The organism is Ligilactobacillus faecis, from assembly GCF_029889745.1.
Taxonomy (GTDB): domain Bacteria; phylum Bacillota; class Bacilli; order Lactobacillales; family Lactobacillaceae; genus Ligilactobacillus; species Ligilactobacillus faecis.
Map to the genome: position 1 here is coordinate 1936098 of NZ_CP123639.1, position 25313 is coordinate 1961410.

At 38.3% G+C, this 25313-nt stretch carries 25 protein-coding genes; 8 read left to right on the plus strand and 17 right to left on the minus strand.

Annotated elements, in window-relative coordinates; genetic code table 11:
- Window positions 1-13 precede the first annotated feature (13 nt).
- Window positions 14-2461, plus strand: coding sequence for a DNA topoisomerase IV subunit A (gene parC, locus QFX10_RS08885; protein ID WP_280605876.1), 2448 nt, complete (start codon window positions 14-16; stop codon window positions 2459-2461).
- Window positions 2462-2497: 36 nt separating this feature from the next.
- Here the strand turns inward: parC and QFX10_RS08890 are convergent, their stop codons facing one another.
- The gene (locus QFX10_RS08890) at window positions 2498-4189 is read right to left on the minus strand and encodes an NFACT RNA binding domain-containing protein (RefSeq protein ID WP_280605877.1); all 1692 of its coding nucleotides are present in this window, start codon (window positions 4187-4189) and stop codon (window positions 2498-2500) included.
- 204 nt (window positions 4190-4393) lie between these two features.
- Here QFX10_RS08890 and QFX10_RS08895 point away from each other — a divergent pair, with 204 nt between their 5' ends.
- The 3 genes from QFX10_RS08895 to lepB all read left to right on the plus strand — a co-directional run bounded on the left by QFX10_RS08895 (window position 4394) and on the right by lepB (window position 6893).
- Window positions 4394-5257, plus strand: coding sequence for a DegV family protein (locus QFX10_RS08895; protein ID WP_280605878.1), 864 nt, complete (start codon window positions 4394-4396; stop codon window positions 5255-5257).
- 53 nt (window positions 5258-5310) lie between these two features.
- Entirely contained in the window at window positions 5311-6138 is an 828-nt protein-coding gene (locus QFX10_RS08900; protein WP_280605879.1) for a sugar phosphate isomerase/epimerase family protein, read from the plus strand.
- Window positions 6139-6305: 167 nt separating this feature from the next.
- A complete protein-coding gene (gene lepB / locus QFX10_RS08905; RefSeq protein ID WP_280605880.1) occupies window positions 6306-6893 on the plus strand; it encodes a signal peptidase I in 588 nt (195 codons plus the stop codon).
- Window positions 6894-7052: 159 nt separating this feature from the next.
- Here the strand turns inward: lepB and QFX10_RS08910 are convergent, their stop codons facing one another.
- Entirely contained in the window at window positions 7053-8360 is a 1308-nt protein-coding gene (locus QFX10_RS08910; protein WP_280605492.1) for an IS4 family transposase, read from the minus strand.
- Between the two features lie 287 nt (window positions 8361-8647).
- On the opposite strand from QFX10_RS08910, the gene QFX10_RS08915 reads away from it, so the two are divergent.
- Window positions 8648-8785, plus strand: coding sequence for a hypothetical protein (locus QFX10_RS08915; RefSeq protein WP_280605881.1), 138 nt, complete (start codon window positions 8648-8650; stop codon window positions 8783-8785).
- Window positions 8786-9833: 1048 nt separating this feature from the next.
- On the opposite strand, the gene QFX10_RS08920 is transcribed toward QFX10_RS08915, so the two are convergent.
- The 11 genes from QFX10_RS08920 to QFX10_RS08970 form a co-directional block, all read right to left on the minus strand.
- A complete protein-coding gene (locus QFX10_RS08920) occupies window positions 9834-10154 on the minus strand; it encodes a hypothetical protein (protein WP_280605882.1) in 321 nt (106 codons plus the stop codon).
- Window positions 10155-10170: 16 nt separating this feature from the next.
- Window positions 10171-11205, minus strand: a complete 1035-nt coding sequence (locus tag QFX10_RS08925; RefSeq protein WP_280605883.1) for a replication protein — start codon at window positions 11203-11205, stop codon at window positions 10171-10173.
- 19 nt (window positions 11206-11224) lie between these two features.
- Window positions 11225-11839, minus strand: a complete 615-nt coding sequence (locus QFX10_RS08930; RefSeq protein WP_280605884.1) for a phage scaffolding protein — start codon at window positions 11837-11839, stop codon at window positions 11225-11227.
- Window positions 11840-11938: 99 nt separating this feature from the next.
- The gene (locus tag QFX10_RS08935) at window positions 11939-12247 is read right to left on the minus strand and encodes a hypothetical protein (protein WP_280605885.1); all 309 of its coding nucleotides are present in this window, start codon (window positions 12245-12247) and stop codon (window positions 11939-11941) included.
- A 47-nt stretch (window positions 12248-12294) separates the two neighbouring features.
- The gene (locus tag QFX10_RS08940; protein WP_280605886.1) at window positions 12295-12513 is read right to left on the minus strand and encodes a hypothetical protein; all 219 of its coding nucleotides are present in this window, start codon (window positions 12511-12513) and stop codon (window positions 12295-12297) included.
- Complete coding sequence (locus tag QFX10_RS08945; RefSeq protein WP_280605887.1) at window positions 12510-14108, minus strand: phage minor capsid protein; 1599 nt, start codon at window positions 14106-14108, stop codon at window positions 12510-12512. Before QFX10_RS08945 ends, QFX10_RS08940 begins: the two co-directional genes overlap by 4 nt.
- On the minus strand, window positions 14065-15645 hold the full coding sequence (locus QFX10_RS08950) for a phage portal protein (protein WP_280605888.1): 1581 nt from the start codon (window positions 15643-15645) through the stop codon (window positions 14065-14067). The genes QFX10_RS08945 and QFX10_RS08950 overlap by 44 nt, the downstream gene beginning before the upstream one ends.
- Before the next feature lie 13 nt (window positions 15646-15658).
- Window positions 15659-16966, minus strand: coding sequence for a PBSX family phage terminase large subunit (locus QFX10_RS08955; RefSeq protein ID WP_280605889.1), 1308 nt, complete (start codon window positions 16964-16966; stop codon window positions 15659-15661).
- A complete protein-coding gene (locus tag QFX10_RS08960; RefSeq protein WP_280605890.1) occupies window positions 16959-17180 on the minus strand; it encodes a hypothetical protein in 222 nt (73 codons plus the stop codon). The genes QFX10_RS08955 and QFX10_RS08960 overlap by 8 nt, the downstream gene beginning before the upstream one ends.
- Window positions 17181-17779: 599 nt before the next feature.
- A complete protein-coding gene (locus QFX10_RS08965) occupies window positions 17780-17947 on the minus strand; it encodes a hypothetical protein (protein ID WP_280605891.1) in 168 nt (55 codons plus the stop codon).
- Window positions 17947-18084 carry a hypothetical protein gene (locus QFX10_RS08970; protein ID WP_280605892.1) on the minus strand — a complete coding sequence of 46 codons (138 nt, stop codon included), beginning with the start codon at window positions 18082-18084 and terminating at the stop codon, window positions 17947-17949. The genes QFX10_RS08965 and QFX10_RS08970 overlap by 1 nt, the downstream gene beginning before the upstream one ends.
- An 865-nt stretch (window positions 18085-18949) precedes the next feature.
- On the opposite strand from QFX10_RS08970, the gene QFX10_RS08975 reads away from it, so the two are divergent.
- The 3 genes from QFX10_RS08975 (at window position 18950) to QFX10_RS08985 (ending at window position 20912) form a co-directional block, all read left to right on the plus strand.
- Window positions 18950-19240 carry a hypothetical protein gene (locus QFX10_RS08975; RefSeq protein WP_280605893.1) on the plus strand — a complete coding sequence of 97 codons (291 nt, stop codon included), beginning with the start codon at window positions 18950-18952 and terminating at the stop codon, window positions 19238-19240.
- A gap of 91 nt (window positions 19241-19331) precedes the next feature.
- Entirely contained in the window at window positions 19332-19931 is a 600-nt protein-coding gene (gene plsY / locus QFX10_RS08980; protein WP_280607272.1) for a glycerol-3-phosphate 1-O-acyltransferase PlsY, read from the plus strand.
- Window positions 19932-20036: 105 nt separating this feature from the next.
- On the plus strand, window positions 20037-20912 hold the full coding sequence (locus QFX10_RS08985; protein WP_280605894.1) for an aldose 1-epimerase family protein: 876 nt from the start codon (window positions 20037-20039) through the stop codon (window positions 20910-20912).
- A gap of 56 nt (window positions 20913-20968) precedes the next feature.
- Here the strand turns inward: QFX10_RS08985 and hslU are convergent, their stop codons facing one another.
- From hslU to trmFO, 4 genes are all read right to left on the minus strand, one after another.
- Window positions 20969-22390, minus strand: a complete 1422-nt coding sequence (hslU, locus tag QFX10_RS08990; RefSeq protein WP_280605895.1) for an ATP-dependent protease ATPase subunit HslU — start codon at window positions 22388-22390, stop codon at window positions 20969-20971.
- Window positions 22391-22403: 13 nt separating this feature from the next.
- Window positions 22404-22946 carry an HslVU peptidase proteolytic subunit gene (gene hslV / locus QFX10_RS08995; RefSeq protein WP_280605896.1) on the minus strand — a complete coding sequence of 181 codons (543 nt, stop codon included), beginning with the start codon at window positions 22944-22946 and terminating at the stop codon, window positions 22404-22406.
- A 15-nt stretch (window positions 22947-22961) separates the two neighbouring features.
- Window positions 22962-23864, minus strand: a complete 903-nt coding sequence (xerC, locus tag QFX10_RS09000; protein WP_280605897.1) for a tyrosine recombinase XerC — start codon at window positions 23862-23864, stop codon at window positions 22962-22964.
- Between the two features lie 104 nt (window positions 23865-23968).
- Complete coding sequence (trmFO, locus tag QFX10_RS09005; RefSeq protein WP_280605898.1) at window positions 23969-25282, minus strand: methylenetetrahydrofolate--tRNA-(uracil(54)-C(5))-methyltransferase (FADH(2)-oxidizing) TrmFO; 1314 nt, start codon at window positions 25280-25282, stop codon at window positions 23969-23971.
- Window positions 25283-25313 lie beyond the last annotated feature (31 nt).

Genomic DNA, 25313 nt, shown 5'->3' on the forward strand with positions numbered 1-25313 from the left:
GTTTATATTGTAGATGGTAGAACAAAATATTCAAGAACTCTCGCTTGAAGCTGTGATGGGAGAACGATTTGGACGTTACTCAAAATACATTATTCAAGAACGAGCTTTACCTGATATTCGCGATGGACTAAAGCCTGTGCAACGGCGGATCTTATATGCGATGAATGAGGACCATAATACTTTTGATAAGCCGTTTAGAAAATCAGCTAAATCAGTCGGAAATGTTATGGGTAATTATCATCCCCACGGAGATAGTTCGATCTATGAAGCAATGGTCCGCTTGAGTCAAACTTGGAAATTACGCGAACCGCTGATCGAAATGCACGGAAATAATGGTTCGATGGACGGGGATCCACCAGCAGCAATGCGTTATACAGAAGCGCGTCTATCGCAGATCGCAGCGGAAATGTTAAAAGATATCGATAAAGAAACAGTGGAAATGGTTTTAAATTTCGATGATACTGAATATGAACCAACTGTTTTGCCTGCTCGTTTCCCCAATCTTTTAGTCAATGGTGCAACAGGGATCTCGGCGGGTTATGCAACTGAGATCCCCACACATAATTTGACTGAAACGATCGAGGCGACGATCTATTTGATGAAGCATCCCGATGCTACTTTAGACGAGTTGATGCAATTTATCAAAGGTCCTGATTTCCCAACTGGCGGGATCTTGCAAGGATTAGATGGTATCAAAAAAGCTTATGAAACTGGTCGCGGAAAGGCAATGTTACGCGCTAAAACGGCTACCGAAAGTCTACGCGGTGGCAAAGCTCAACTTGTTATCACTGAGATCCCTTATGAAGTCAATAAAGCTGTTCTTGTTAAAAAGATCGATGAGATCCGTTTACTAAAGAAAGTTGAAGGGATCGCAGAAGTTCGGGATGAAAGTGACCGTGATGGGTTACGGATCGTTGTTGAATTGAAGAAAAATGCTAATGCAACCGGGATCTTGAATTACCTTTTCAAGAACACTGATCTTCAGATCTCGTATAATTTCAATATGGTCGCGATCGATCATAAACGCCCTAAACATGTAGGTTTAAAGCAGATCTTAGCTTCTTATCTTGAACATCAACGTAGCGTAACGACTAAAAGAACTCGTTATGAGTTGACTAAAGCTAAAAAGCGTGAACATATCGTCGCTGGTCTGATCAAAGCACTTTCGATCCTTGATCAAGTCATTCAAACGATCCGAGCTTCAAAAAATAAAAAAGATGCGACTAAAAATTTGATGACAGCCTATGCTTTTACTGAAAAACAGGCTGAGGCGATCGTTTCTTTACAATTATATCGTTTGACTAATACTGATGTTACTGAACTCAAAAAAGAAGCTGAAATACTTGCTAAAGAGATCGCACGATTTGAAAAGATCTTAGCTGAGCCAAAACAACTCGATAAAGTGATCCAAAGTGAATTAAAAGCTTTAGGTAAAAAATATGCTTCTCCACGTCAAACAGAGATCCAAGAAAAGATCGAATCTTTGAAGATCGAAACTGAAGTGATGGTCGCTCAAGAAGATGTTATCGTCCAAGTTTCACGTGATGGTTATGTCAAACGCTCCTCACTGCGTTCTTTCAATGCTTCTGATGAACATGATAACGGCTTACGGGATGACGATGAAACGATCTTACAATCAACAGTCAACACGCTAGACCATCTCTACATCTTTACTAATAAAGGCAACCTTATCTATCGTCCTGTCCATGAGATCACTGAAGCACGCTTTAAAGATACAGGTGAACATTTATCACAAACGGTAGGGCTCGATGCTGATGAAGTCGTTATTGCAGCTAAAGTCTTCAAAGAGCTCAAAGCTCCTGGAAGCTTTATCTTTGCAACTAAAGAAGGTCTTATCAAACAAACGCTTGTGACAGAATTGACCCCGGGGAGAACATACAAATCACGGGCTAGTCGCTATATCACACTAAAAACAATCACCGATGAAGTTATTAGCTTGCACTACCTTGAAAAAGTAACTTCACAGCAGATCGTTTGTACATCATATAACGGCTATGGCCTTCGTTACTTAGTAGAAGAGATCCCTACGACAGGAGCAAGAGCTGCTGGTGTTAAATGTATGGATCTCCGAAACGATCATTTGACTGCGGTCTTAGTCGTTACTGAAGACGATGCGTTGGGGATCTTGACGACACGTGCGTCCTTTAAGAAAATGAAAGTAACTGAGATCCCGTTGACTTCTCGGGCGCGTCGTGGAGTTCAGATCTTACGTGAGATCAAAAATAAAAATCAACATCGGATCTTTTATGCATTTAAAATCACGCCTGATCAGCTTTTAACAATCACAACGACTAAAGAGCTTTCTTTTGAAGTTAGACCAGAGGAGAGTCACTTCAATGAACGTTATTCAAATGGTGTTTATGTCTTTAGCTTCCAAAATGACGGTGAACCTAAGGCAGTTCACTTGAGCATCCGACCACTAGAAAATAACGAAGAATAAAAAATGTGCATCCCATTAGCCAGGGATGCACATTTTTTATTTTGAACTGAGTTGTTCGACAAGCTCTTCTTCTGGCGTAACATAAAGTGTCTTTTGACCTTCATAGATCACATAGCCTGGTTTAGCTCCGTTAGGCTTTTTGATATGCCGTACTTGAACGTAATCGACCGGTACGTTAGCCGAGTTTTGAGCTTTTGAGAAATAAGCCGCTAATTTAGCAGCTTCCAGCAGTGTTTCGTCTGTTGGTGTCTTAGAACAAACGATCACATGCGAACCTGGGATGTCTTTAGTGTGTAACCAATAGTAGTTTTTGTTTGCTGTTTTCAAAGTCAAACGATCATTTTGTAAGTTATTTTTACCAACTAAGATCTCAGTCCCGTCAGTTGCTTTAAAAATAGTTGGTCGACTGACTTTACTCTTGACGCGTGCTTTTTGTTTTGGATCAGCCTTTAAGTAACCTTCATTTTCTAATTCTAATTTGATATCATCTAGGTCACTAGGAACGGCTAATTCGATCTGGGCTTTGATCCCTTCAAGATAGTCGAGCTCTTGCTTGGTTAAAGTTAGTTGTTCTTTGAGATGGGCGATCGCATTTTTAAGCTTTTGGTATTTTTTAAAATACTTTTGAGCATTTTGAGCTGGTGTCAATTGTGGCGAAAGTGCGATCGTGACTTTTTTTTCATTATCATAATAATTTGGTAGCGTGATCTCACTTTGTTTGGGGCGGACTTGATAAAGATAAGTCGTTAAAAGTTCGCCTTTGACTCGATAACTGTCAGCTTTAGCGGTCGCTTTGAGTTCGTTTTCTAACTTGCCAAGCTTCTTTTTATTTTTTTGAAGTTCTTTTTTGATCACATGGATCAATTTGGCACCCTTTTGAGCGACACGATCGCGTAAAGCCCGTTCTTTATAGTAGTTATCTAATAAGGTACTTAAGTTTGTAAAAGTTTTTTCAGTCTGAAATCGTGGAAAAATACTAAAAGCTAATTTGTTATTTTCTAAATATAAATTAGGAACAGGCTTTTTTGTATAAGCCAAAAACTCAGCTACTACTTGCTCAGGGGCTTTTGCTCCATGAAACATCTTAGCCAATGTCAAAGCAGAGCTCTTACTTAAGCCTTGGTAATTTTTGACCAAGTTAGAAGCTAAAACTTCTTGATTAGGATAGAGTCTTAATAACTCTAAATAATATTTGCTCGTATCAGTAAATAGATCTAATTTAGTTTGCTTGGGAGGCGTTTGGTAAGTTGCTCCAGGTAACAATGTGCGATACCGATTTTGATCCATCCCAACATGCTTGACTGTATCGAGCACCCTATTCGTCATCTGATCGACTAAAATGATATTACTATAACGTCCCATGATCTCAATACTTAATTTTAAAGGTAATTTATCACCTAATTCATTTCGCGTCATAAAATAAAGATCGATCACTCGGTCACAAACGAGTTGTTCGATTTTTACTAATTTTGCTCCATCTAAATACTTGCGTAAGATCATTGTAAAATTAGTTGGAACAGGAGGATTAGTATAAGGGATGTCCGTTATTTGGACACGTGCATAGTTAGGGTGGGCCGAAAGTAAGAGCGAATGGTTTTTGCGATCTTTTCGGATCGTTATGATCACTTCATTTTGATAGGGTTGTGAAACTTTAGTGACGCGTCCATCTAAAATCAAGTTATTTAGTTCATTTACCATCGCGCGGGTAAAGATACCGTCAAATGCCACAGAGATCCCTCCTTCATTAAAATATACAACTAACATTGTAGCTTTTATTTTTAAAAAGCGCAAAGTTCCCTAGTTGTTTTTCAGAAAAAAGTTATTTCAGATAAAATAAGATTTGCCTTTTGAGTAGGGGGGAGAAGCTAGAATCAAAAGGCTATGTGTGGTATGATAAGATTTGCAATAATAATCAAAGTAGGTGTAATTTATATGAAAATAGCTGTTGTTACCGACAGTACAGCCTATCTAAGTCAAGAGCAGATCAAAGAAAATGATATCCATATTATTCCGATCCCATTTATCATTGATGGTAAAAGCTATGACGAAGGCGTTGATATCACTACTGAAGAATTTTATGAAAAACTCCGGACATCAGAAACATTTCCAAGTACTTCTCAACCCCCAGTCGGAAAGTTGATCGAACTTTATGAATCATTAGGTGAACAAGGCTATGATGCTGTCATCAGTATCCATTTAGCAGGGACGATCTCAGGCTTAGTTCAAACACTTGAAACAGTCAAAGCTAGTGTTGATAACGTTACAGTCGTACCTGTTGATTCTGAGATCACTGTGATGTTGATGGGATGCTTAGCGATCGAGGCGGCCCGAATGGCCAAAGCAGGAAAAGACCTAGATGAGATCTTAGCTCGTTTAGAACATTTAAAGAGCACTGTTAATGAATATTTCGTCGTTGATGATCTCCAAAATCTTGTACGTGGCGGACGACTCTCAAATGCAGCCGCATTTGTCGGAAGTGTGTTGAAGATCAAACCGATCTTGACTTTTGATGATGAGACTGATAAGATCGTTGCTTTTGACAAAGTGCGCTCAAGTAAACGTGCTTTGAAACGTGTTGAAGATCTTTTTGAAGAAGCGATCACAGGTCTAGATTATCCGATCAAACTCTTTGTGATCCATGCTAATAACGAAGCGGCAGCTATTGAGTGGCGGGATAAGCTCGTTAAAAAGTTCCCAAATATCTCGATCGAGATCAGTTATTTTGGCCCAGTTATCGGGACGCATTTAGGTGAAAATGCTCTAGCTTTAGGCTGGATGGAAGATATTGATAAATAATTTTTGAAATGGATCGGGATCTCCCTATCCATTTTTTTGAGGAGGAATTGATTATGAAAAAGATCGATCTTGGTCTTAAAGCCGGAACTGATCCAAAGCAGATCACAGACCGACTCCAATACGCACCTGAAGTCTTTGAATTTTACACTGCTGAAACAGATTTTACAAAAGACGGTCTCAAGCGTTTAGCTGAAGCGATCGAGCAAGTCAAAGATGCGGGGATCTCACAGATCATTTTACACCATCCGATGCGGTATCGCGGTGATTTTACCGAATTGCTCACATTAGAACAAAAAATGCCTGAATTATATCGATTTATCGAACAAAGTACGCTAGATCTTCTACAATTAGCTTATGATAAAGAACTTCAAGTCTTAGTTCACGGATCTTATTCTCGCCAAACTGCGCTTTTTTTATCACAATTTGATTCACTTGAAAAAGCAACTGCTTATTCATTTAAACGTCTCGATCATTTTCATGAATTGGGCAAAGAACATATCATGTTTGAAAACTCGATCTCGCCGATCTTTTATTACGGTGAACCAGCGTTAGACGAGCAGATCTTAGCGCATGATTATCGTTTAGCTTTTGATACATCACATTGTTTTATCAAGTGGCAAGGTTCTGAGCAAAAACTTTTAGAAGCACTTACACGCCTTCGTTCAAAGATCGTGCACTATCATCTAGTCGACTCTTTAGGTGAAGTGCACGATAGCTTAGAACTTGGTAAAGGTAAGATCAATTGGAATGCAGTATTACCACTACTAAATGAACAGGCGACAAATATCTTTGAGATCGTTTTACAAGACCAAACAGATGCTAAAGAACAAGTTGCAAGCTATGAGTATTTAAAGCAGATCGAGCAAAATAGTAAGCTTTAAAGATAATATAGTTTGCAAGACTATGCTAATATAATAGTAATACATCAGAGAGAAGGACAAAATATACGACTGATGTCAAATAGATATAATCTACGAAGGGAAACTATATATTCTTTTTCTTTTTGTTTTTTAATAACAAGATCGTATATTTATATAGAAGATCATATATGTCGACATTTAAAAATATTATGAGTTGGGTCTGGCCAGTCGTTATTGGGCTGATCTTAGCTAAATTACTGACGACATTTGTCATTTCAGTAGTCAAGGTGGATGGTCTATCGATGTATCCCAATCTCCAAAACAACGAACGGGTCGTAATGCTAAAGATGCCTGCGATCAGACGGGATGCAGTCGTAGTCTTTAACGCTGAAGGAGTAGACACCGATAATCCTAACGTAACGTCTAAGACAAAATACGTTAAGCGGGTGATCGGTCTTCCTGGTGATAAGATCGAATATAAAAATAATGGTGATCTTTACATCAATGGTAAGTATCGTTCACAAAGCTATATCACTAAAGAACAACGAACAACAGGTACACTAGATCTAGTCAAACAAGCAGCTAAAGGGGTGACTCTTGGCACAGGTAAGACGTTTACTGTTCCAAAAGATAGTTACTTTGTCTTAGGTGATAATCGCGAAAACTCAAACGATAGTCGTTACTATGGTTTTGTTCCTAAAGATAAGATCTTAGGTACGGTCAAAGCACCATTTTGGGATAGTGGTCATGAGTTGATCAATTCATTTGGAAACTAAAAAGAGGTCCTGTATAGGCAATGTCATTAAGTTAAGCCTACAGTACTAAAGATTAGATATTGAAAAAGAGATCAGAAACATATTTTGTAGTTATCTGATCTCTTTTTATCACGACAAATAAGCTGATAGTTAATCAAATTTTTTTATCAGCACGTTCTTTTATGTTATTCTGTAGTTGAATCCTGATGCTTTTCTTCTGCTGGATGATCTTTTATAATGCCGACCATTCCTGATTGGAAGAATATTTTTAGAAATATAGGATTCTAACCGTTTTGGTGGGGATTTTCCTCTAATAAAAGATCTACACAGTCTCACAGCGACTGTAAAATTAACTTTATATTGATATGATCGAGCCTTTTCTTGGAGTGATACATGATCTATGATCATTTGGGTGAAATTGTACACTATAAGTTTAGCGTAGATCTCTTGAAGGATCCCCACTATTTTTTTAGCGTGAAAGTTCAATAATCCCAAGGTATGTTTCAATGTCCTGAATGCTGTTTCTATCCCCCAACGTAAATGGTAAAGCTTTTTTAGTTTCCAAGCTGGATATGAACTTTGATTTAGATTAGTTACTACAGTCACATCCTTGTCTTCGGATACAGAAAAACGTACTATTCTAAATTCAAGTGAATAAAATTCAGTTGGGTCAGCTTTCTTGGTTTTTTGTGATAAAAAATCGAAGGTCACATTGGCCGGTATAAATCTATAAGAATTACGTTCTCTAAATAATTCCTTAGTTTCTCTAGTTTGTTTACGTGTTAATTTTAGTGTGAAATGTTTATCGAATTGGCGTTCATCTGGAAGTGCTATTCCACTGATCACGCCATTGTTGTTTCGTACTCTGATCAAGAAAGACCAACCTTTTTCTTGGATGTGCGCTAAGGTATTATAAGATTCATATCCTCTATCGCCAATAATGAGCGCCTTAGGGATTTTAGAACGAGCGATCATTTTATTCAAGGCATTGCGCTCATTATCCATACCTTTTTGGACGATCACATCTGTATAAATTTGTTTGTCTAAGTCAAAGAGTGCGTTAAGGTGAAGTAAATTATAAGCTTTGCGACCATTTGGAGATGGAAAATAAGAGCTTTTATCAGTTGGATCAGTTGGGATATGAATACTAGAGCCATCGATAGCTAGGATCCTGATTTGACTTTGAGTGTTTTGTGATAATCGATCGGAAAACAGATGGAAGAATTTTTTAAACGCCTCAGCTTTTACTTTATATCTTTGTTGTGTAAAAGCTGAAACAGTGAGTTCCGGTATACCTCCTGTTAGTTGTGATAATTCACTTAGAATAGTCCCGCCACCCATTGATAGAATATAAAGTAGCGTGTCTTTAAAAACAAGTTTTCTCTGACGTATAAAATCACGTTTGGGATCGACAACATATTTTTCTTTTTCTTGGTCGATCGAGTCAAGGGTAGTTAAAAATAACTTTTTCAGTTGTGCTATATTCATAATGCTCACCTCCGTACATTAATAATCTCTATTAACGTCATAGATGTCAAAAAAGAGAGCTTGTATAGGATCTCTTTTTTATTATAGGGATGTTAGCAAGAAAGGAAAAAATGGATAATAAACTTCAAAGGGCACTTTTAAAACTTGAGTAATTTCAGGATATTAAACTTAAAAACGTAACTTATTTATTGTTCTGCCCGATCAATATTTACACTCCTACAAGAAACTTTACATAATTCTCTCAGCTTCTTTACGCCTTATATACTGTAAATGAGATCTTAGATTATTTGACCAGTCAATACTTTATCTCGACGATCGATCTACCGTTAAAAGGGCAGGTCTTATCTGCACCAGAAGAATTTAAAGCTTTGGTCGTTGAATTTTCATCTGCTGATATTTACAAAGTTATTTTAGACCTAGACTAGATGAAACAACGATCAAAGCGATTTTAGGAGATAAAGTCTCAGCAACAAAACGCTAAAGAGCAAATATTTTTGGTTTTGCTCCGTTTGCTTGAGATAACTAAGAAATCTCTACGAAGCTCTTTTATGCAGCAACATTTACTGTATGAACTGATTTTTTGGTTATTATTAAGTCAACTTGGAAAGCGATTTTTTTAAAGTATTTATACTCTTTCACAAGCTGAGGAGATCTATCAAGCCAATACATGGATCAAACAAAATTACAAAAATTCTTTTACAGTTGGAGATCTAGCTAAGAAACAAAAAAATGAGCATCTTGTTATTTCATCAAAAATTTAAATTCGCTGTTGGTATGACGCCATTACAATGCCAAAGAAGATTGATCTGATTTGATGTTCGAACAGGGGATACGCGTTTTTTGAAGCGGCTTTAGAAGTTGTCTATGAGGGTGTTTCGCAATTTATTCATGATTATAAAAAGATCTTTGAATGGATGCCTAAAGAAGATATTTAGAAGAATAGAACATTTTTTAGAGAATTCGGCAAGTTTATTCTAGGGATGTTTGTTAAATTAAAAAGAATAGGGCGCTCTACTAACAGACAAGCAAGGTAAACCATATATAGTTAGGAAATTTTGACATTTTTAGCAAATGAACTTTGCGATAAATTATGTGTAGCAGCACAAACTAAGAGCCATGAGTTAGGGGGCAAGATCAGTTTTGCTATTTGCGATCAAAATGGCTGACCCAAGCTTTATCTGTGTTTTGGGGATGCCTTAGTTTCAAGTACGATCTTAGTACCTGCTAAACCTTATACTGCTGCTATCCCACAGAGTACAACTTCTTCAATTAAAAAATTAGTAGCTGAAAAAGATGGATTTCCTGAGCTAGAGAAAAATAGCTATTACGTATATAATACTGATAGCTATTTTTCTCACCAAAACTACTTTTTATAATGTATATTATGTAAACTAGAGTATATCATACGAATTATAAAACTCTCCCTCTTTATTTTTCGTGGGAAGCTCCATGACAATATATAATTTTACTTTCTTACCGTTTTTTAAAGTGACCATACACCGCTTCCGATTGAACGCATACATAGCATCCCAATGGACACGCTCTTAACAGCTTTCTGCGATACTCATATTCAGTTGAAGCTCCAACATCATTTGTGTAGTCGATCTGAGCGACTAAAGCTAATTTGAACATCTTCACACGCCATTGATCTGGATCTTCATCAATGTTATTTCTGATGTAAAACATTTGTGTAGCTGTATTCAAAAGCTTTAGTGCATCCCGTTCCAGCTTGATATATACATCTTCATCTCTTACTTGTCCACCAAGTTCTTGGTACTCCGAAAAGATCAGCATTTAGCCCAGTCCTCTCTTAAGCTCCTGTGCCACCTGTTGCAACTTCTGCCCCCGGAACTAATGCAGGATCTAATTCAGCTTTGTATGCAACAACACCGATCGTACGTGGATCAATGCCATCTACAACTTCCCAAGTACTTGACTTTCCAAGCTCTTCGATCGTTGGGTATGCTCCTTTAGCTGGTTCAAATGATGGTTTGACCGAAGTACCAGCAACATGGATCGTACCTACACGTTTTTGAATAATCACATCTGTCCCACCATCTTTAGTTGGATCGTACTTAGTCTCGGTACTTGCTAAAATGCTAGAATAGCGAACTGCTCCCGGTGCAAAAATATAAGATGTTGTTGTTGGCTTTTGTTTGTTACTCAAGTCAACTGGAATATCGTCATCAAGCACGATCCGCAAGCCGTTATAAGCTTCAAATGGTAAAGCACCATTTTGTGGCTGGATCGTTTCGATAAGATTTTGCATCTTCATCATCGAGTAAGTAGCAGAGTTGACCGCGATCGCACCAAAAGAAGTATCTTGTAAGTCGCCCATCAAACTAATAGCGGCGATAAATCCTTTAGCACTAAAGGCTGCATCCGTTGGCGTCTTAACAGTAGCGTCATAAAATTTCGTATTTTTTACTTTGCTGACTCCCATGACACCATTTAAAACAGCTAATAACATCTTTTCATCTGCACGAATCCAGAAATTACCGAAACGATTACCGATTGTTGCTTGAGTAGGTGCACCAGAGATCATTTGTGACAACGAAGTATAGCCAAAAGCTTTAGTTTGATAAAATTTCAAACCTAATTGCTTCCCGGATGTGAGTTGATTTACTTGAATATCATCCGTGTCGGTCCAGTTATCTGGATCGCCAGATAAATCATTAATGAATGGTACTGTGATCTTTGTACCGGCATCAAGTAAACGTGGTCCAAGATCTGGATCGGGTGTCAAAATACCACTTAATACAAAGCGGTTAGTTTTAAGTGTTGTATTCAATACATAATTCCCGAAAACTTCAGGAATAATCATGTCAGATAAATGTGTTGCCATAATTTAAAATTCCACCTTTCTATTTGTTGCCGAACCAACTTCGCCATTGTGCAGGATCTTTACGATATAGCTCCGTTTGTTCGTCTAATGACATATTTTTAGGATCGTTAGCAATATTAGAGCTAGGATTACCACCAGCGAATAGACTAACAGGGCCTTTTTCCTGTTTTTCTTCTTGTTTTGGTGTAAATAAATAGGCATCTGTTTTTTGAAGCTCTTCTAACTGTTCGGATAATCCGAATAGTTGACCTTCTTCATCGACAGATACCTTATCCATATCTAACAACGCAAGTGCTGCCTTTGTATTTTTAGCACCTGCATCTTTCAATGCATTACTGATCGCAAAATCTTTAGCTTGTTGTGCGATCTTACTTTGATAATCTTTGGATGTTTGCTCGTTTTCCTTTCGCAATTTGTCGATCTCTTGAGCTAACTCTTGATTATCACCAGCAGTTTTTTCAAGTTTCTTTAGTTGCTTGTCGCGATCGCTGATCTGCTGTTGCAGGTCTGTCACTTGCTCTTCTGCTTGTGCAAGCTTTCCTTTGATCTCATTTGTTGACTTGCCATGTTGAGTCAAAACAGCTTGAACTTGCTCATCACTAAGTCCTAAGTTCTGTAAAAATTCTCGTTGCATTATGCGATACCTCCTAACGTATTTATTTTACGTGGAACGCTCCACGCTGATCTGATCGCATAAAAAATAAGCCTTTTTACGACTTGCTTAGGTCAAATATTAGAGTTTCATGTCGTTGATGTTCCGTCCTAGTTTTTCAACTAGCTTCATATTATCGAAAGTAGGCTTACACCAAAGTTTTAAATCTAAGGTAACATCAACAGTTGAGACTTTAGTGTCTCCATCATATTTGATTCCAAAAACACTGACACCTACTTTATTTCCCTTTGCATCTTGTAAATTTTTTTGTGCTTTTTCAACGCATTCTTCACAGATCAAGACATTATCATTTTCTGGACTTACACCAAGTAATTCATTTGTAATCTCAGCACCACAAAAATCACAAACTTCAACAACATTCTTTTTCATAGCTATACATTCCTTTCTTGTAACAAAAAAGCACCGGTTTCCCGATGCTAAAGTAAAGTTACTGTGTTTCCTTCGAATTTCCCTTGAACAATAAGATTTAAAACATCCCTTCTAGCTGTTAAGCCGCTAAATGTTGATAAACCCTTTATTTCAAAAATATTACCTTGATCATCACTAATTTTCTGTCCCACTTTAAACTTGAGACTAGGGACAGTAATGCAAGTTGTATCTTTAAAATCTAAGTAATAAACATCCAAAGCTTTCATTCGCCATCCCTCAAATCTTCTAAGTCTTTTGTATATTTCTTAATGAGCAATCTTGTGTTTTCTATCTCTTGTTCTGTAAGTTTCCACTTATCAGAATTTTCAAGCAAAATATTTCCTGCCTCAATTTCTCGCTTACAAATTTCTGCATTATTTTTAGGCTCACCGTGAGCTCGTTTCTGCTTTGCATGTATTAATTCTTCGTGAATTGCTGCTCTACCTGCTTTAGAAGAAAACATTATCAAATCATCGCCAATAATTGAAGCTTCCGCACCGATATTCGAAAGCCTTTCATCTATTTCAGGTCCCATAAGGATCTTACCACCAGATTTTCTAAAGCTTTTTGTTATCCTATTCAACTCTGGTCGGCTTATCGGAACAGATGTTTTATCAACTACTTTCTTTCTAGTCATATTATACCTTATATCTTGCCTAAATTGCTCAATTACTGCCCTATTTGGTGAAATTATTTGTTCACGATCGTACTGCCGTGTCAAGAAGTCATTGTCTTTCACTAGATTGCGTAACTTAGCTTGATACCCTCTAATAGCTTGATTGAACTTTCTCTCACTTGATACGTCATTTTGACGTCTGGCAAGATCTAAATTGTACTTTAGACGTCTGATATTTCTCTCGTAGTATCGTTGCTTTTGTTGGATCTTTTGCTTTTCAATCGCTTCTTTAGGGTCGTACTGCTTTTGAAAATTATGCGACACCCCTTTGATATACGGATATAACTTATGACCACAGTTTATACCAAAGCACCCACTTGGCTTACCATAACCGTGATCATAGATGCTAGGATATTCAGGATCGTATCTTGAGCTTTCTCTTGGAACGATATTGACTATCTTCCCTTGAATAGGAGCGCATGCAGGTCTTGATGCTGGATGACTAGACATAGTTGCTAGCACACTGCCAAAATCTTTCATGCTTTGAATACGCAGATCGTTATAAGTTCTAGCTGTAGTAGTACGGATCACAGTGCGAGTATAACCTTCTAAACTCCAGTTGTGTCCAGCTTTGTCTACTAAATTAGTTTTGATACCATTATCACGCCATTTATAGATATTGTCCTTTAAGGCTCTGTCAGGCGTTTTGAGACCTGTTTGCACTTCTAAGGCTGTTTGATTGATAATATCTTGATAAACTCTCACAGCCCCATTTCTCGCACGATTAGTGGATAATAGCGACTGATTAACATTGTTATCAATATCTCTAAATGTTTGCGCAGCGTAACTATTAACGATGCTGTTCACTTCTGGACTGATCGGCTTATTTTGTTTCAGCGCGTCAGATAGTTCAGCATTGATGTCCTTTGCGACTTCTAGCCCATCATCTTTGATCAAATCATAGATATAGCTCTCAGCTTTTCCAGAGGTATTTGAGACAATTCGGATCGTCTCTTTAGTAAGAGCGCCAATTTTAGCTAAAGCTCTTAGACGCCATTCTAAAATGCTGTCTGGATCATCCTGATTTATTAGTTCAGGTCTCGTTGCCTTGAAGTTATCTATCAGCAAATAAAAGATCTTTTGTTGTAGCTTAACGTAATAATCAGCTATCTTGTCCGCTTTCGCCAACATCTGTTCTAGTTCCATCGTCAGCACCTCCGAACAAGCCTACCTCACCACTTGGTGCAGGCTCGCTACTTGACTTTTCTTCTTCAAGTTGTTGTATCCATTCATCAGCAGTAGCTTCATCTAAGCTGTAATTACGTATCAAAAACTGCTTGATCGGTAATGCATTTGCTTGTAGTGCTTGCAGATCGTTTTTCAGTTGCGCATCTTGATCAATAAATACACCATCGTTGAAATCGATGTTAATATTGACCTTTTGCACATCACCAGTCCAACGAGCTTTCCCATCGCTAAAAAGCTCGCCACATTGAGCAAGTTCTAAAATAGCATCTACCAGTTGTGCGATCGTCTTTTCTACCATGGTCAGATAACTTGATCTAGTTTGATACGTCATCGAATTATTTGAAACTACTTCTGTCGCAGTTTGTATACCGCTGGCACTTTGTGTGAATGTCCCTTGCGAGAGTCCGATCTCATTTTCAAACTCATGTAAGAAAAATTCCATTGTGCTTGAATACTGATCCACACGGATCGCAACAGACATATCATGAAAGCCGATAGTACCATCATCACCGTACATAGCTTGATAAACTGTTTCATCTGGATCAAACATTGGTGGATGAGTATCGTTATCTCTCCGCCTTGAATTAGCATTTGGACGTTTTAGCCACGACTTAGGAACTACCATGCGTCTTTTGCCTGATCTAACGTCCCAAATAAATTCATCATGGGTGCGATTGATCGCATCTACTGTTGATCTAGCGTTATCAATCAAACCTAATCCCAACGGACTTTCTAACATCTTGTTGTTAGCCCCGGGAGTCTTGAAGAAAGCGAACAAAGGTTTAACTAAACCCGTTAGCGTCGCCGTTTCTTGCGTATCAGCATATTCATCGATTGAACTTAACGGCACCTGCACACCAACACTATCAGCGCTATCCGATCGGTAAAGCTCATTTATGATCACATAGTTGTCGCCTTGCCATTCGTGAAACTCAAGGAGCGTATAGTAAACATTCTTGTCATCTTCGACGACCGTTGTCTTACTTGCAATTGCAGCTTCTTTGACATCGTTTGTATTAACATGCAACGGATAAAATTGGTCTGCCGTGATCCAAGCAAGTTTTATCTTGTCATCTTGTACATAAGGTCTGATAGCTCCACTACCTAAAGCGATCCATTTTTCAAGGTATTCTTCAAAAGTTAAGTAGAACTCATTATCTAAAAAGACGCTTTCAAGCAACTCATTTGCCTTCTTGTCATCTCCGATCTCGACCTTACATCCCTCATTAAAGATGATCGAGGCTAATCGTCTTGCAGCTAACTTAGTTACATTGACAGTTTCATACTTACTCGTTCGCTTATCGCCATAGCTATTAATAAATTCAATAGGCTTAAAATCGTTAGAATAATACTTTTTAGCTACGTTTATACGTGTGTATTCACTTGGATCCATTGCGATCCGTCTATCATCAGTAACTAACGTTAAACTCTTTATCATGCCTAAACTTGCACCACCTTTCCTAAACCAATTTTTTACCGTTGAAAGCACACCCACGTTATCGCCTCCTTTACCACTTCAAATCAAAGTCACGTTCATTGTCTAAGCACAGATACATGAATTGATCGCAAGTATGATCTTTTTCCTTGATGACTTTAGGATCATCGCTATTCAATGTTTTTTCATCCCATCGATAGTCACGATGTTCAGACAAAAAGACTTGATTGTTGTCGATGTCCAGCACAAAAATACGACCTTGCGCAAGCATATCCTGCGCCCGGTCGATCATCTCAACTTTTTTCTTTTTAGCCACTTTGTGCCAATGCACACCAAACATCGAATAATACTGATTATCTAACGCACCATCAGCACTATCTGCTGTCATATTGGCTGGATCCATATTATAGCGATCGCATATCTCTTCAACGAAGTCATGCACATCTTGTGCTAGTTCTGTCGGTGGCTTTTTGCGCACCTTACCTGCTGGGCTGTAATAATACGTATCTAACACATAAAGATTACCGTTCACTGACAGACCATAAGCACCACAGGTAGTTGCAGATACATCATGACCAATATCCATCGAAAAATAAAAATCAGTTAAATAATCATTATCAGGGATCTGGTCCACCTTTTTGAATAAATCGAAGTTATAGACGTTAGTACCTAGCCCAACAACTTCACCTAAGTAAAGCCAGCGGTAGTAGTCTGGATCATTTTCTTTGTACTTTTCAATGAGCTTTAGTTGTTGCTCAGTCGTAAAACCCAGTTCATCATCCAAGTAAGTACTCGTATCGATAAAATAGTCGGGATCGTTTTCTTTATCAGTCACCCACTCATTTACCCAGTCATACGGGTTTCTTGGTGGATTATAACTAAAGAATACTTGTACAGTATCAATATACCTTGCTTTTTGTCGGATAAACGTCGGGATCGCTTGATCAAATACATCGGTCCCTTTCATGTTCGCAGCCGCCTCAAACCATACCGAAACAATGTCACGAACCGTATTTGATTTAAGTTTGAACGGATCATCAGCACCGTAAAAATAAAACGTGCTTCCAGTCCGTCTGTGCACGATCCTGAGAGGTGATGAGTATGCTCTGAACTCATCAGATACATGCAATAGATCCATAGCCCACAAAATTTGATTATAGACACTATCGCGCAAGTATGTTGCATTCTCTCGCACACAGATCACGTTAGCCTTACGATTTTCTTGTACTTGTTGCAACACATTGACAACTAGGCGCAGACTGATTACAGATGACTTGAACGACCCACGACCACCCTTAGCGATGATATAAGGCTTTTTAGTATTCCACATACCGTAGAAATGTGGGTTTATCTGTTCAGATAATTTTACAACATTAGTCATCTTGTTTAGTCTCCTTGATGTCATCTACAACAAATACGTTATTTTGTAACCCCGATAGAGTCTCGAGCTCTTTAAGTTGCGCTTCTGCTATTTTTGCTTCAATCACTGTTTTCTTAGCCTTAGCTCTTGTCAAAGCGTTTTGCGCACATTTGATTTCCCTAGATTCCTCTTTATCTAATAGATATACGGATAGTCCAACAACATTAGAGGCCATAATTGATTTGCTATGTTAATCTTAGCTTGCGCTTTTAACATACCTTGCCATTGTTTCCTTTTTCGCCTAATATCCGAGTGATCTTTTTCATATAATCGCCAAGTCGAAACAGATACATTAAGCAACAAACATGCATCCTTAGGCGATAAACCTGTAATCATATAATTCTTCATTTCTGCAATTTTTTTATCTGTTTAGATACTCTTCCAAGCTACAGCTCACAGACCAGCGTCTTTTGTCTGTTTCATATTGCTCCCTTTCTGCAAAATAAAAAGCCAGCCGGTAAGCTGACTCTTGGATGTTATTAAAAATAAAGGTCCACGCTGGAGTTGCACCAGCACGGCATAGGGAAATACCGCTCACTAGATTAAGCCATTTTGCCACACTCTCGGAATTTACGTGGCAAGGACTTAACGCGCCCACACGCTTAGATTTATTTAGTGACGTTCTGAGCCGTCAGATTACTTGAAATAGATTAATTGATAAATAACTGTATCTCATCTATTTCTTGGATAATATCATAGTATCACTCTAGAACAGCGATTTACCAACGCATTTACGACGGATCAACGTGATTTTTCAGCGGTTTTCCGACGATTTTATTCTGATAACTTCTTATCAAGTAATTCTTTTAACTCTAATAAATCTTCATGCTTACCGTATTTTGTAATGAATGTTCTTGCCACCGATCGCTTACGCATATAGGCGGACTTCTCTTTATTCTTTTCTTGCCAACGTTTGTTTCGTTCTGTCTGTGACAATGCCATTACTTCATCACCCACCAAGCAACCAAACCAATAATGACGATCAACGCGATCGTGCTTGTGATCATCTCTTTTTTAGTTGTTCTTCTGACAGAGGCACTCATTTTAAATTTACCCTTTTGATATTCGAATAACTTCATTTGCACAACCTCCTATTTGATGTGTTATACTAAAAGTACCAAGAAGGGGAAGGGCAATTCCCCTCCTGTGGTAACTAATTAATGTTACCACTCAAAATGCCATTCGAAGCTTACGATTACCAAATGAATTTTGACGGTTAATTTGGTTTTTGTAGGCTTTTTTATTTTTAGCTTTTTGAGCAGGTTCATCAATCTCACCTCCTCCTTGGTACTATCTCATTGTACTATACACATTACAAAAATACAATACTTTTATCACTTCATAACTCTCAAATCTAGCTGATTTGTTTGAACGTGCAATTGTTCTGCAAATTCTATGCAAGCTACGATCTTTAATTCGTTGTATCTAGTCGTACTGTACTTTATTTTCTGAGCAACTTGCCAATCAGCTAACCCTTTTTAGTTTTATTTTTAACCAGCTAAAGCCACTCACAAAACTCTAACCGGTAAGGATCGATGGCACTTATTCAGCACCGTCGATCTGTAAGACCCTAGCGCAAAACTGTTGTCTTATCAAAAAATCTAAAGGAGGTCACTGCAAAAGTGGAGCGTACACTCTGATACTTCTACCGTACCTTGTAACTTTCAGACGCTTTTTCAAATCAACCAACTCGAGTAAAATTGCGCTCAATAGTAACCAATTGGTGGAGTGAAACAAGACAGAAAATATCCACAAATTTAAAAATAGTATCCATATCTATAATTTAGATGCTAACAAAATCAAGTCATCAACTTAAAAATTAGCAGTTTCAACAAGTAAATTTAACGAAATTTATTTATATAACTTAATAGAAAATCATCTCTTTGGATAAAAGTTGCAAAAAATGTCATAATTGTCTTGTAGGTCTAGGAGGTTTTATTTATTATGAACAAACGATTATGGTTTGCCATAGCTTTACTACTAAGTGTTATTTTGATCATGTGTAGTACTTATACTGGGATCATGATCTTCGCAGTTATTGGTTATCTATTGATGAGCATTTTATTTTTAAGTGCTAGTTTCTCATTGCTTGTCTTAAAGCAAACAAGTATTTTGACTGGCGGAAAAAGCATCCCGTGGGAAAAAACAAGCGGTGCGCTCAAAGCATCGATGCTTGTTTGTGGCCTAGGGGCCTTTGCAGCTGGGCTATATATCATCTTTGTTTATCTTTTTTGATGGTTGCTTTTGATCTCAAAAATGAGTAAAATTAGTCGTATGTTTTTTAAGGAGGAATGTTTCTTTGTCTGAAACTTTTAAAATAGTACTTATGCTGATCATAGGTTATTTGATCGGCTCGATCCCCTCTGGTGTATGGGTCGGAAAACTAATGTATGGAAAAGATATCCGTGATTATGGCAGTGGAAATATGGGAACGACTAATACCTTTCGCGTACTTGGAAAAAAAGCTGGTACGATCGTGCTATTGATGGACATGTTCAAAGGAACATTGGCAGCTCTATTACCTTATTTCTTTCATAGTAACGTTAATGTTTTACTTATTGGTCTTTCGGCGATCATCGGGCATGTCTATCCGATCTTTGCTGGATTTAAAGGTGGTAAGGCTGTCGCAACTAGTGTTGGCGTCTTGTTAGTATACGATCCACTCTTTTTTGTGATCGCTTGGGCAATTTTTTTGATCACGCTCTATATCTCAAGTATGGTCAGTGTTGCAAGTATGGTCGGTTTTTTACTGATCACGATCGTTTCTTTGTTTTTTAAAGATCTACTCCTATCTGGCGTGGCGATCGCATTGACTATTTTTGTTTTTATTCGCCACTATGGCAATATCGAACGGATCAAAAATGGTACTGAAAATATGGTCCCATTTGGGCTAGGCTATAAGCACCGTTTAAAAAAAGAGGATTAAAGGGCTACTCTTCATCAAATATGAAGAGTGGTCTTTTTTGAGCTTAATATCGAATTGTGATCAATGATATAATAAACATATTACTTTTAAAGGAGTTGAAATATATTGGCACTTATCTTAGAAAATGAGACTCTTTGTGCTAAGATCTCTGAACATGGAGCAGAATTGACAAGTTTATATAATAAGAAAAATGGGATCGAATATATCTGGCAAGGCGATCCTGCCTTTTGGGGACGGCATTCACCAGTCTTATTTCCGATCGTTGGTCGTTTAAAAAATGATACATACGAATTTGAAAATAAAACATATCAATTGAGTCAACATGGCTTTGCGCGCGACCTTGATTTTACTGTGACTAAAGCAACAGATACAACTGCGACTTTTGAATTACTCGCTTCTGATGAAACAAAAGCCAAGTATCCCTTTGACTTTAAACTTGTTTTGACATACACCTTGACTGAAAACAGTATAAGTTTCAACTATACGGTTTTTGATCTAGGAGATCGCCCAATGTATTATGGTCTTGGCGCTCACCCTGCTTTCTCAACGAAACTTCTACCTAATGATGCTTACACAGATTATCAAGTGGAACTTGCACCTGAACTTAAGCGTAAAATCATCCCTCTTCGGGCTAACTTACTTGATCTTGAAAATACATCTGCCTCAAAAACGTCTCTTTTACCTGTTACACACGCTTTATTTAAAGATGACGCTTTAGTCTATGAACTAGAAGAAAAGCCGTTAAAAGCTACTTTACGTAACACTAAACATGATCATGGTGTTACTTTGACTGTTGCAGATGCTAAGGCATTTGGGATCTGGTCTTGTTATCCAGCTCAAGGTGAGTTTGTTTGCCTTGAACCTTGGTGGGCAGTAGCAGACACTTACCAAACGACTGGCAAGTTCAAAGATAAATACTTGATCGAGCGTTTGGACGGACATCAAAGCAAAAATTATACTTTTGCGATCACAGTGTTTTAATATAAAAAATGGTCACTAGTACTCAACTGAGTCCTTAGTGACCATTTTTATGTGTATTATAAAATATATTGGCTAAGATCTTTATCGGCTACGATCTTACCAACTTTATCTGCCACATACGCTTCGGTGATCGTGATCTCACCCATTTGCATATCAGGTCCTTCAAAGAGCAGATCTTCGAGAAGTTTTTCCAAGATCGTATGCAAACGCCTAGCTCCGATATTATCTGTTTCATGGTTGACCTTATAAGCGATCTCAGCTATTTTTTCGATCGCCTCGATCGTAAATGTTACTTCGATATTATCTGTTCCAATGATCGCGATATACTGTTTGATCAAAGCATTGTTTGGCTCTGTTAGGATCTTAACAAAATCTTCCTTCGAAAGATCTTCTAATTCGACTCTGATAGGAAAACGTCCCTGTAATTCAGCGATCAGATCACTTGGTTTTGTTTGTGCAAAAGCACCAGAAGCGATAAATAGGATATGATCTGTTTCGATGATCCCGTACTTAGTTTTGATCTGTGAGCCTTCAACGATCGGTAAAATATCGCGTTGCACGCCTTCACGCGACACTTCACCAGCATTTTGTTTTGATTTTGAAGTGATCTTATCGATCTCATCGATAAAGATGATCCCTGTATTTTCAGCACGTTTGATCGCTGCGTTTGCAACATCAGCCGTATTTATCAATTTTTCAGATTCTTCACGGACTAAAACTTCACGTGCTTCCTTGACTGGCATCGTCCTAGTGATCATTCTTTTCGGAGTCAATGCGCCCAATGTGTCTGAAAGATCGATCCCCATTTGACCTAACATTCCATCTGAACCTTGGAGTTTTTGAGCTGGATCTTCCATTTGGATCGTTACGTCTTCATTTTCGAGGAGACCGCGTTTTAATTTTTCTGAGACACTAAGACGTTTGTTCTTGATATCTTCTGTCACATTTTCATTCTCAGTCTCACCTTGTAAGTTGGCAAAATTAGGGATCTTACCTGTCTGGAGGTCACGCATCATTTGCGCAAAGCTTTCTTGTTCATTTGAACGTTGCTCCTTTTGAGCAGGTACTAGTAACTTGACTAAACGTTTATCTGCCTTTTGAACTGCTTGGCTTCGTACTTGTTTAAATAGTTTATCTTGTTCCATCTTATAGGAAACTTCAACTAAGTCACGAACCATTGATTCGACATCACGTCCAACATAACCAACTTCTGTAAATTTAGTTGCTTCAACTTTGATAAACGGAGCCTCAACGATCTTAGCTAAGCGTCGTGCGATCTCTGTCTTCCCGACACCTGTTGGCCCGATCATCATCAGATTTTTAGGTGTGATCTCATCTTGCATCTCTTCTGGTAATTGCATCCGCCGGTAACGATTACGTAAAGCGATCGCGATCGCTTTTTTAGCCTTATCTTGACCGATAACATAATTATTTAATTCATCAACGATCTGCCTAGGGGTTTTTTCGATTTTTTCCAAACTGACCACTCCTTTAAAGTTCTTCTACGATAATATTATGGTTGGTAAAAATATCGATATCACCAGCGATCTTGATCGCATTTTGTGCGATCTGAGCAGCTGAAAGATCTTTAGCATATGCCGTCATTGCCTTAGCTGCTGCAAAAGCATAATTACCTCCTGAACCGATCGCTAAAATATCATCATCAGGTTCAATAACTTCACCTGAACCTGAGACAAGTAAGAGATTATCTTTATCCATGACGATCAAAAGCGCTTCTAATTTTTGTAAAGCTTGATCACTACGCCATTCTTGCGCTAACTCTACGGCAGCGCGTTGTAAATTACCACTATACTGCGTTAATTTTTTTTCAAATCTATCTTCGAGATTGAATGCATCAGCAACACTACCTGCAAAACCGACAACGACTTGATCATTATAGATCCGTCTAACTTTTCTAGCTGAACCTTTCATAATGACCTTCTCGCCCATAGTTACTTGGCCATCTCCAGCCATTGCTGTGTGTCCATTATGACGGACCGCACAGATCGTAGTTGCGTGAAATGATACTGTCATAATATTCCTCCTAGATCATGCACGTGGAAAAAACTTTCGATAATCCCGTTTCAAATGTTCGGGTGTCACGTGAGTATATATCTGTGTTGTCGATAGGCTACTATGTCCTAATAATTCTTGGACGGTTCTTAGATCAGCACCGTTGCTCAACATATGTGTCGCAAAAGTATGCCGTAATTCATGAGGATGGATCGAACTTGAAAGTGAACTTCTTTTTAAAATCTGTTCTAAAACATATGTTACCCCCGCAGGAGTAAGTGGGTCACCATGGTGATTGACAAAAACATATTCATGTTCTTTGTGATATTTAGTCATCAAGGGACGCCTAGACTTGATCAAATAGCGCTTCAAAGAATCATAACAATATGAACCGAAAGGAACATAACGATCTTTGCGCCCTTTGCCGTGCAAAAGCATCGTCTTTAATTCAAAGTCGATATCATTCACTTTAAGTCCGACGCATTCGCTGACACGCATCCCTGTAGAGTAAAGTGTCTCTAATAATGCGTTATCCCGGATCGAAAGCTTATCGTTCCCAGCTGTTTCTACAAAAAGCGTGTCTAACTCTTTTTCATAAAAGAACCGCGGTAAGTTTCTAGGTTTTTGCTTTAGTTGGATATACTCAAAGGGATCTTCTTTAACTCGGCCTGTCTTCATCAAAAAACGATAAAAAGCTCTTAGACTAGAAACTTTTCGGGCAATACTCGCTGTTTTTAATTCTTTATCATAAAGAGAACTCATATAGACATGTGTATCGAATCGAGCTACATCTGTAAAAGATACTTTCTTACCCGTCTCAGCCAAAAAATCTGCAAACTCTGTCAGATCATTCAAGTAGGCTGTGATCGTTTTGGGAGAGTACTGGCGTTCAACTGTTAAATATTCTTTAAACTCTGCCATCCACTTTTCTTCTAGCATATCCTTATCTCACCTACCTAAAAATATTTTCTAACATTGGTCAATATTAGTCAAGCATTGTAAAAAAACAGCTGAGTCGTTCAGGACTCAAGCTGTTTTTAATATTAGTTCTCAATTTTCACTTTAAATTTTTCTAAATTTTCTAAAGCACGCATCGATAAAGCTAAATTACGTTCACGCTTATCGCGGATCCGTTTCCCTTCCAAACGTGGGATGATCCCAAAATTAGCATTGATCGGTTGGAAATGTTTAGGACTTGCATGTGTGATATAGTGAGCCATCGCTCCCATCATCGTCTCTTCTGGGAAAATAAGTGGATCTTTACCTTGAGCGATCAATGCTGCATTGATCCCAGCATAAAGACCACTAGCTGCACTTTCAACATAACCTTCAACACCGGTCATTTGCCCTGCAAATAGTAGATCATCACGTTTTTTTGTTTGATACGTCGCCTTTAAAAATTCAGGTGAGCGCAAGTAAGTATTGCGATGCATCACACCATAACGAACAAATTGTGCATTTTCCAGACCAGGGATCATCGAGAAGACACGCTTTTGTTCCCCCCACTTGAGATGTGTCTGAAAACCAACTAAATTATAGAGGTTTCCTGACGCGTTGTCTTGGCGTAATTGTACAACTGCAAAAGGTTCCTTGCCAGTTCGAGGATCTTCTAGACCAACTGGCTTCAATGGTCCAAAGAGCATTGTCTTTTCGCCTCGCGAGGCCATTTGTTCGATTGGCATACACCCTTCAAAAAACTTCTTGTCTTCAAAATCATGGAGCTCTGCTGTTTCAGCATTGATCAGCTCATGATAAAAAGCATAAAATTCTTCTTCGGTCATCGGACAGTTCAAGTAAGCTGCTTCACCACGATCATAACGTGATTTGAGATAAACTTTATCCATATCTAAAGAAGCCTTTTCAACGATCGGTGCCGCTGCATCATAGAAATACAGTCCTTCATCATCAGTCAACTTTTTGATCTCTTGTGCTAAAGGATCTGAAGTCAACGGTCCAGTCGCAATGATCGTTAATCCTTCTGGGATCTTAGTCAATTCTTCGCGAATGACTTCGATATTAGGATGCTCAGTTAATTTTTTCGTAACTGCTTCTGAGAACGTATCGCGATCGACAGCTAGGGCTCCTCCGGCCGGAACATTATGAGCATCTGCTGCTGCCATAATGATCGAATCTAAACGACGCATCTCTTCTTTTAAAAGCCCCGCTCCATTCGTCAACTGATCTGCTCGCAAAGAGTTAGTGCAGACTAATTCTGCGAAATTTTGCGTATGGTGTGCAGGTGTTTTTTTAGTTGGCCTCATCTCATAGAGTTTAACTTTTAGGCCACGCTTGGCGATCTGCCAGGCAGCTTCACTACCGGCTAAACCAGCACCAATAACATTAATACTAGTAGTCATAAGAAATCTTTTTGCTACACTGAAAAATCAA

Excerpts from the sequence above, each read along its gene's own strand:
- parC (WP_280605876.1), top strand. The coding sequence starts at position 14 with ATGGTAGAACAAAATATTCAAGAACTCTCGCTTGAAGCTGTGATGGGA.
- QFX10_RS08895 (WP_280605878.1), top strand. The coding sequence starts at position 4,394 with ATGAAAATAGCTGTTGTTACCGACAGTACAGCCTATCTAAGTCAAGAG.
- QFX10_RS08900 (WP_280605879.1), top strand. The coding sequence starts at position 5,311 with ATGAAAAAGATCGATCTTGGTCTTAAAGCCGGAACTGATCCAAAGCAG.
- lepB (WP_280605880.1), top strand. The coding sequence starts at position 6,306 with ATGTCGACATTTAAAAATATTATGAGTTGGGTCTGGCCAGTCGTTATT.
- QFX10_RS08910 (WP_280605492.1), bottom strand. The coding sequence starts at position 8,360 with ATGAATATAGCACAACTGAAAAAGTTATTTTTAACTACCCTTGACTCG.
- QFX10_RS08920 (WP_280605882.1), bottom strand. The coding sequence starts at position 10,154 with ATGCTGATCTTTTCGGAGTACCAAGAACTTGGTGGACAAGTAAGAGAT.
- QFX10_RS08925 (WP_280605883.1), bottom strand. The coding sequence starts at position 11,205 with ATGGCAACACATTTATCTGACATGATTATTCCTGAAGTTTTCGGGAAT.
- QFX10_RS08930 (WP_280605884.1), bottom strand. The coding sequence starts at position 11,839 with ATGCAACGAGAATTTTTACAGAACTTAGGACTTAGTGATGAGCAAGTT.
- QFX10_RS08935 (WP_280605885.1), bottom strand. The coding sequence starts at position 12,247 with ATGAAAAAGAATGTTGTTGAAGTTTGTGATTTTTGTGGTGCTGAGATT.
- QFX10_RS08940 (WP_280605886.1), bottom strand. The coding sequence starts at position 12,513 with ATGAAAGCTTTGGATGTTTATTACTTAGATTTTAAAGATACAACTTGC.
- QFX10_RS08945 (WP_280605887.1), bottom strand. The coding sequence starts at position 14,108 with ATGGAACTAGAACAGATGTTGGCGAAAGCGGACAAGATAGCTGATTAT.
- QFX10_RS08955 (WP_280605889.1), bottom strand. The coding sequence starts at position 16,966 with ATGACTAATGTTGTAAAATTATCTGAACAGATAAACCCACATTTCTAC.
- QFX10_RS08960 (WP_280605890.1), bottom strand. The coding sequence starts at position 17,180 with ATGGCCTCTAATGTTGTTGGACTATCCGTATATCTATTAGATAAAGAG.
- QFX10_RS08965 (WP_280605891.1), bottom strand. The coding sequence starts at position 17,947 with ATGGCATTGTCACAGACAGAACGAAACAAACGTTGGCAAGAAAAGAAT.
- QFX10_RS08970 (WP_280605892.1), bottom strand. The coding sequence starts at position 18,084 with ATGAAGTTATTCGAATATCAAAAGGGTAAATTTAAAATGAGTGCCTCT.
- QFX10_RS08975 (WP_280605893.1), top strand. The coding sequence starts at position 18,950 with ATGAACAAACGATTATGGTTTGCCATAGCTTTACTACTAAGTGTTATT.
- plsY (WP_280607272.1), top strand. The coding sequence starts at position 19,332 with ATGCTGATCATAGGTTATTTGATCGGCTCGATCCCCTCTGGTGTATGG.
- hslV (WP_280605896.1), bottom strand. The coding sequence starts at position 22,946 with ATGACAGTATCATTTCACGCAACTACGATCTGTGCGGTCCGTCATAAT.
- xerC (WP_280605897.1), bottom strand. The coding sequence starts at position 23,864 with ATGCTAGAAGAAAAGTGGATGGCAGAGTTTAAAGAATATTTAACAGTT.
- trmFO (WP_280605898.1), bottom strand. The coding sequence starts at position 25,282 with ATGACTACTAGTATTAATGTTATTGGTGCTGGTTTAGCCGGTAGTGAA.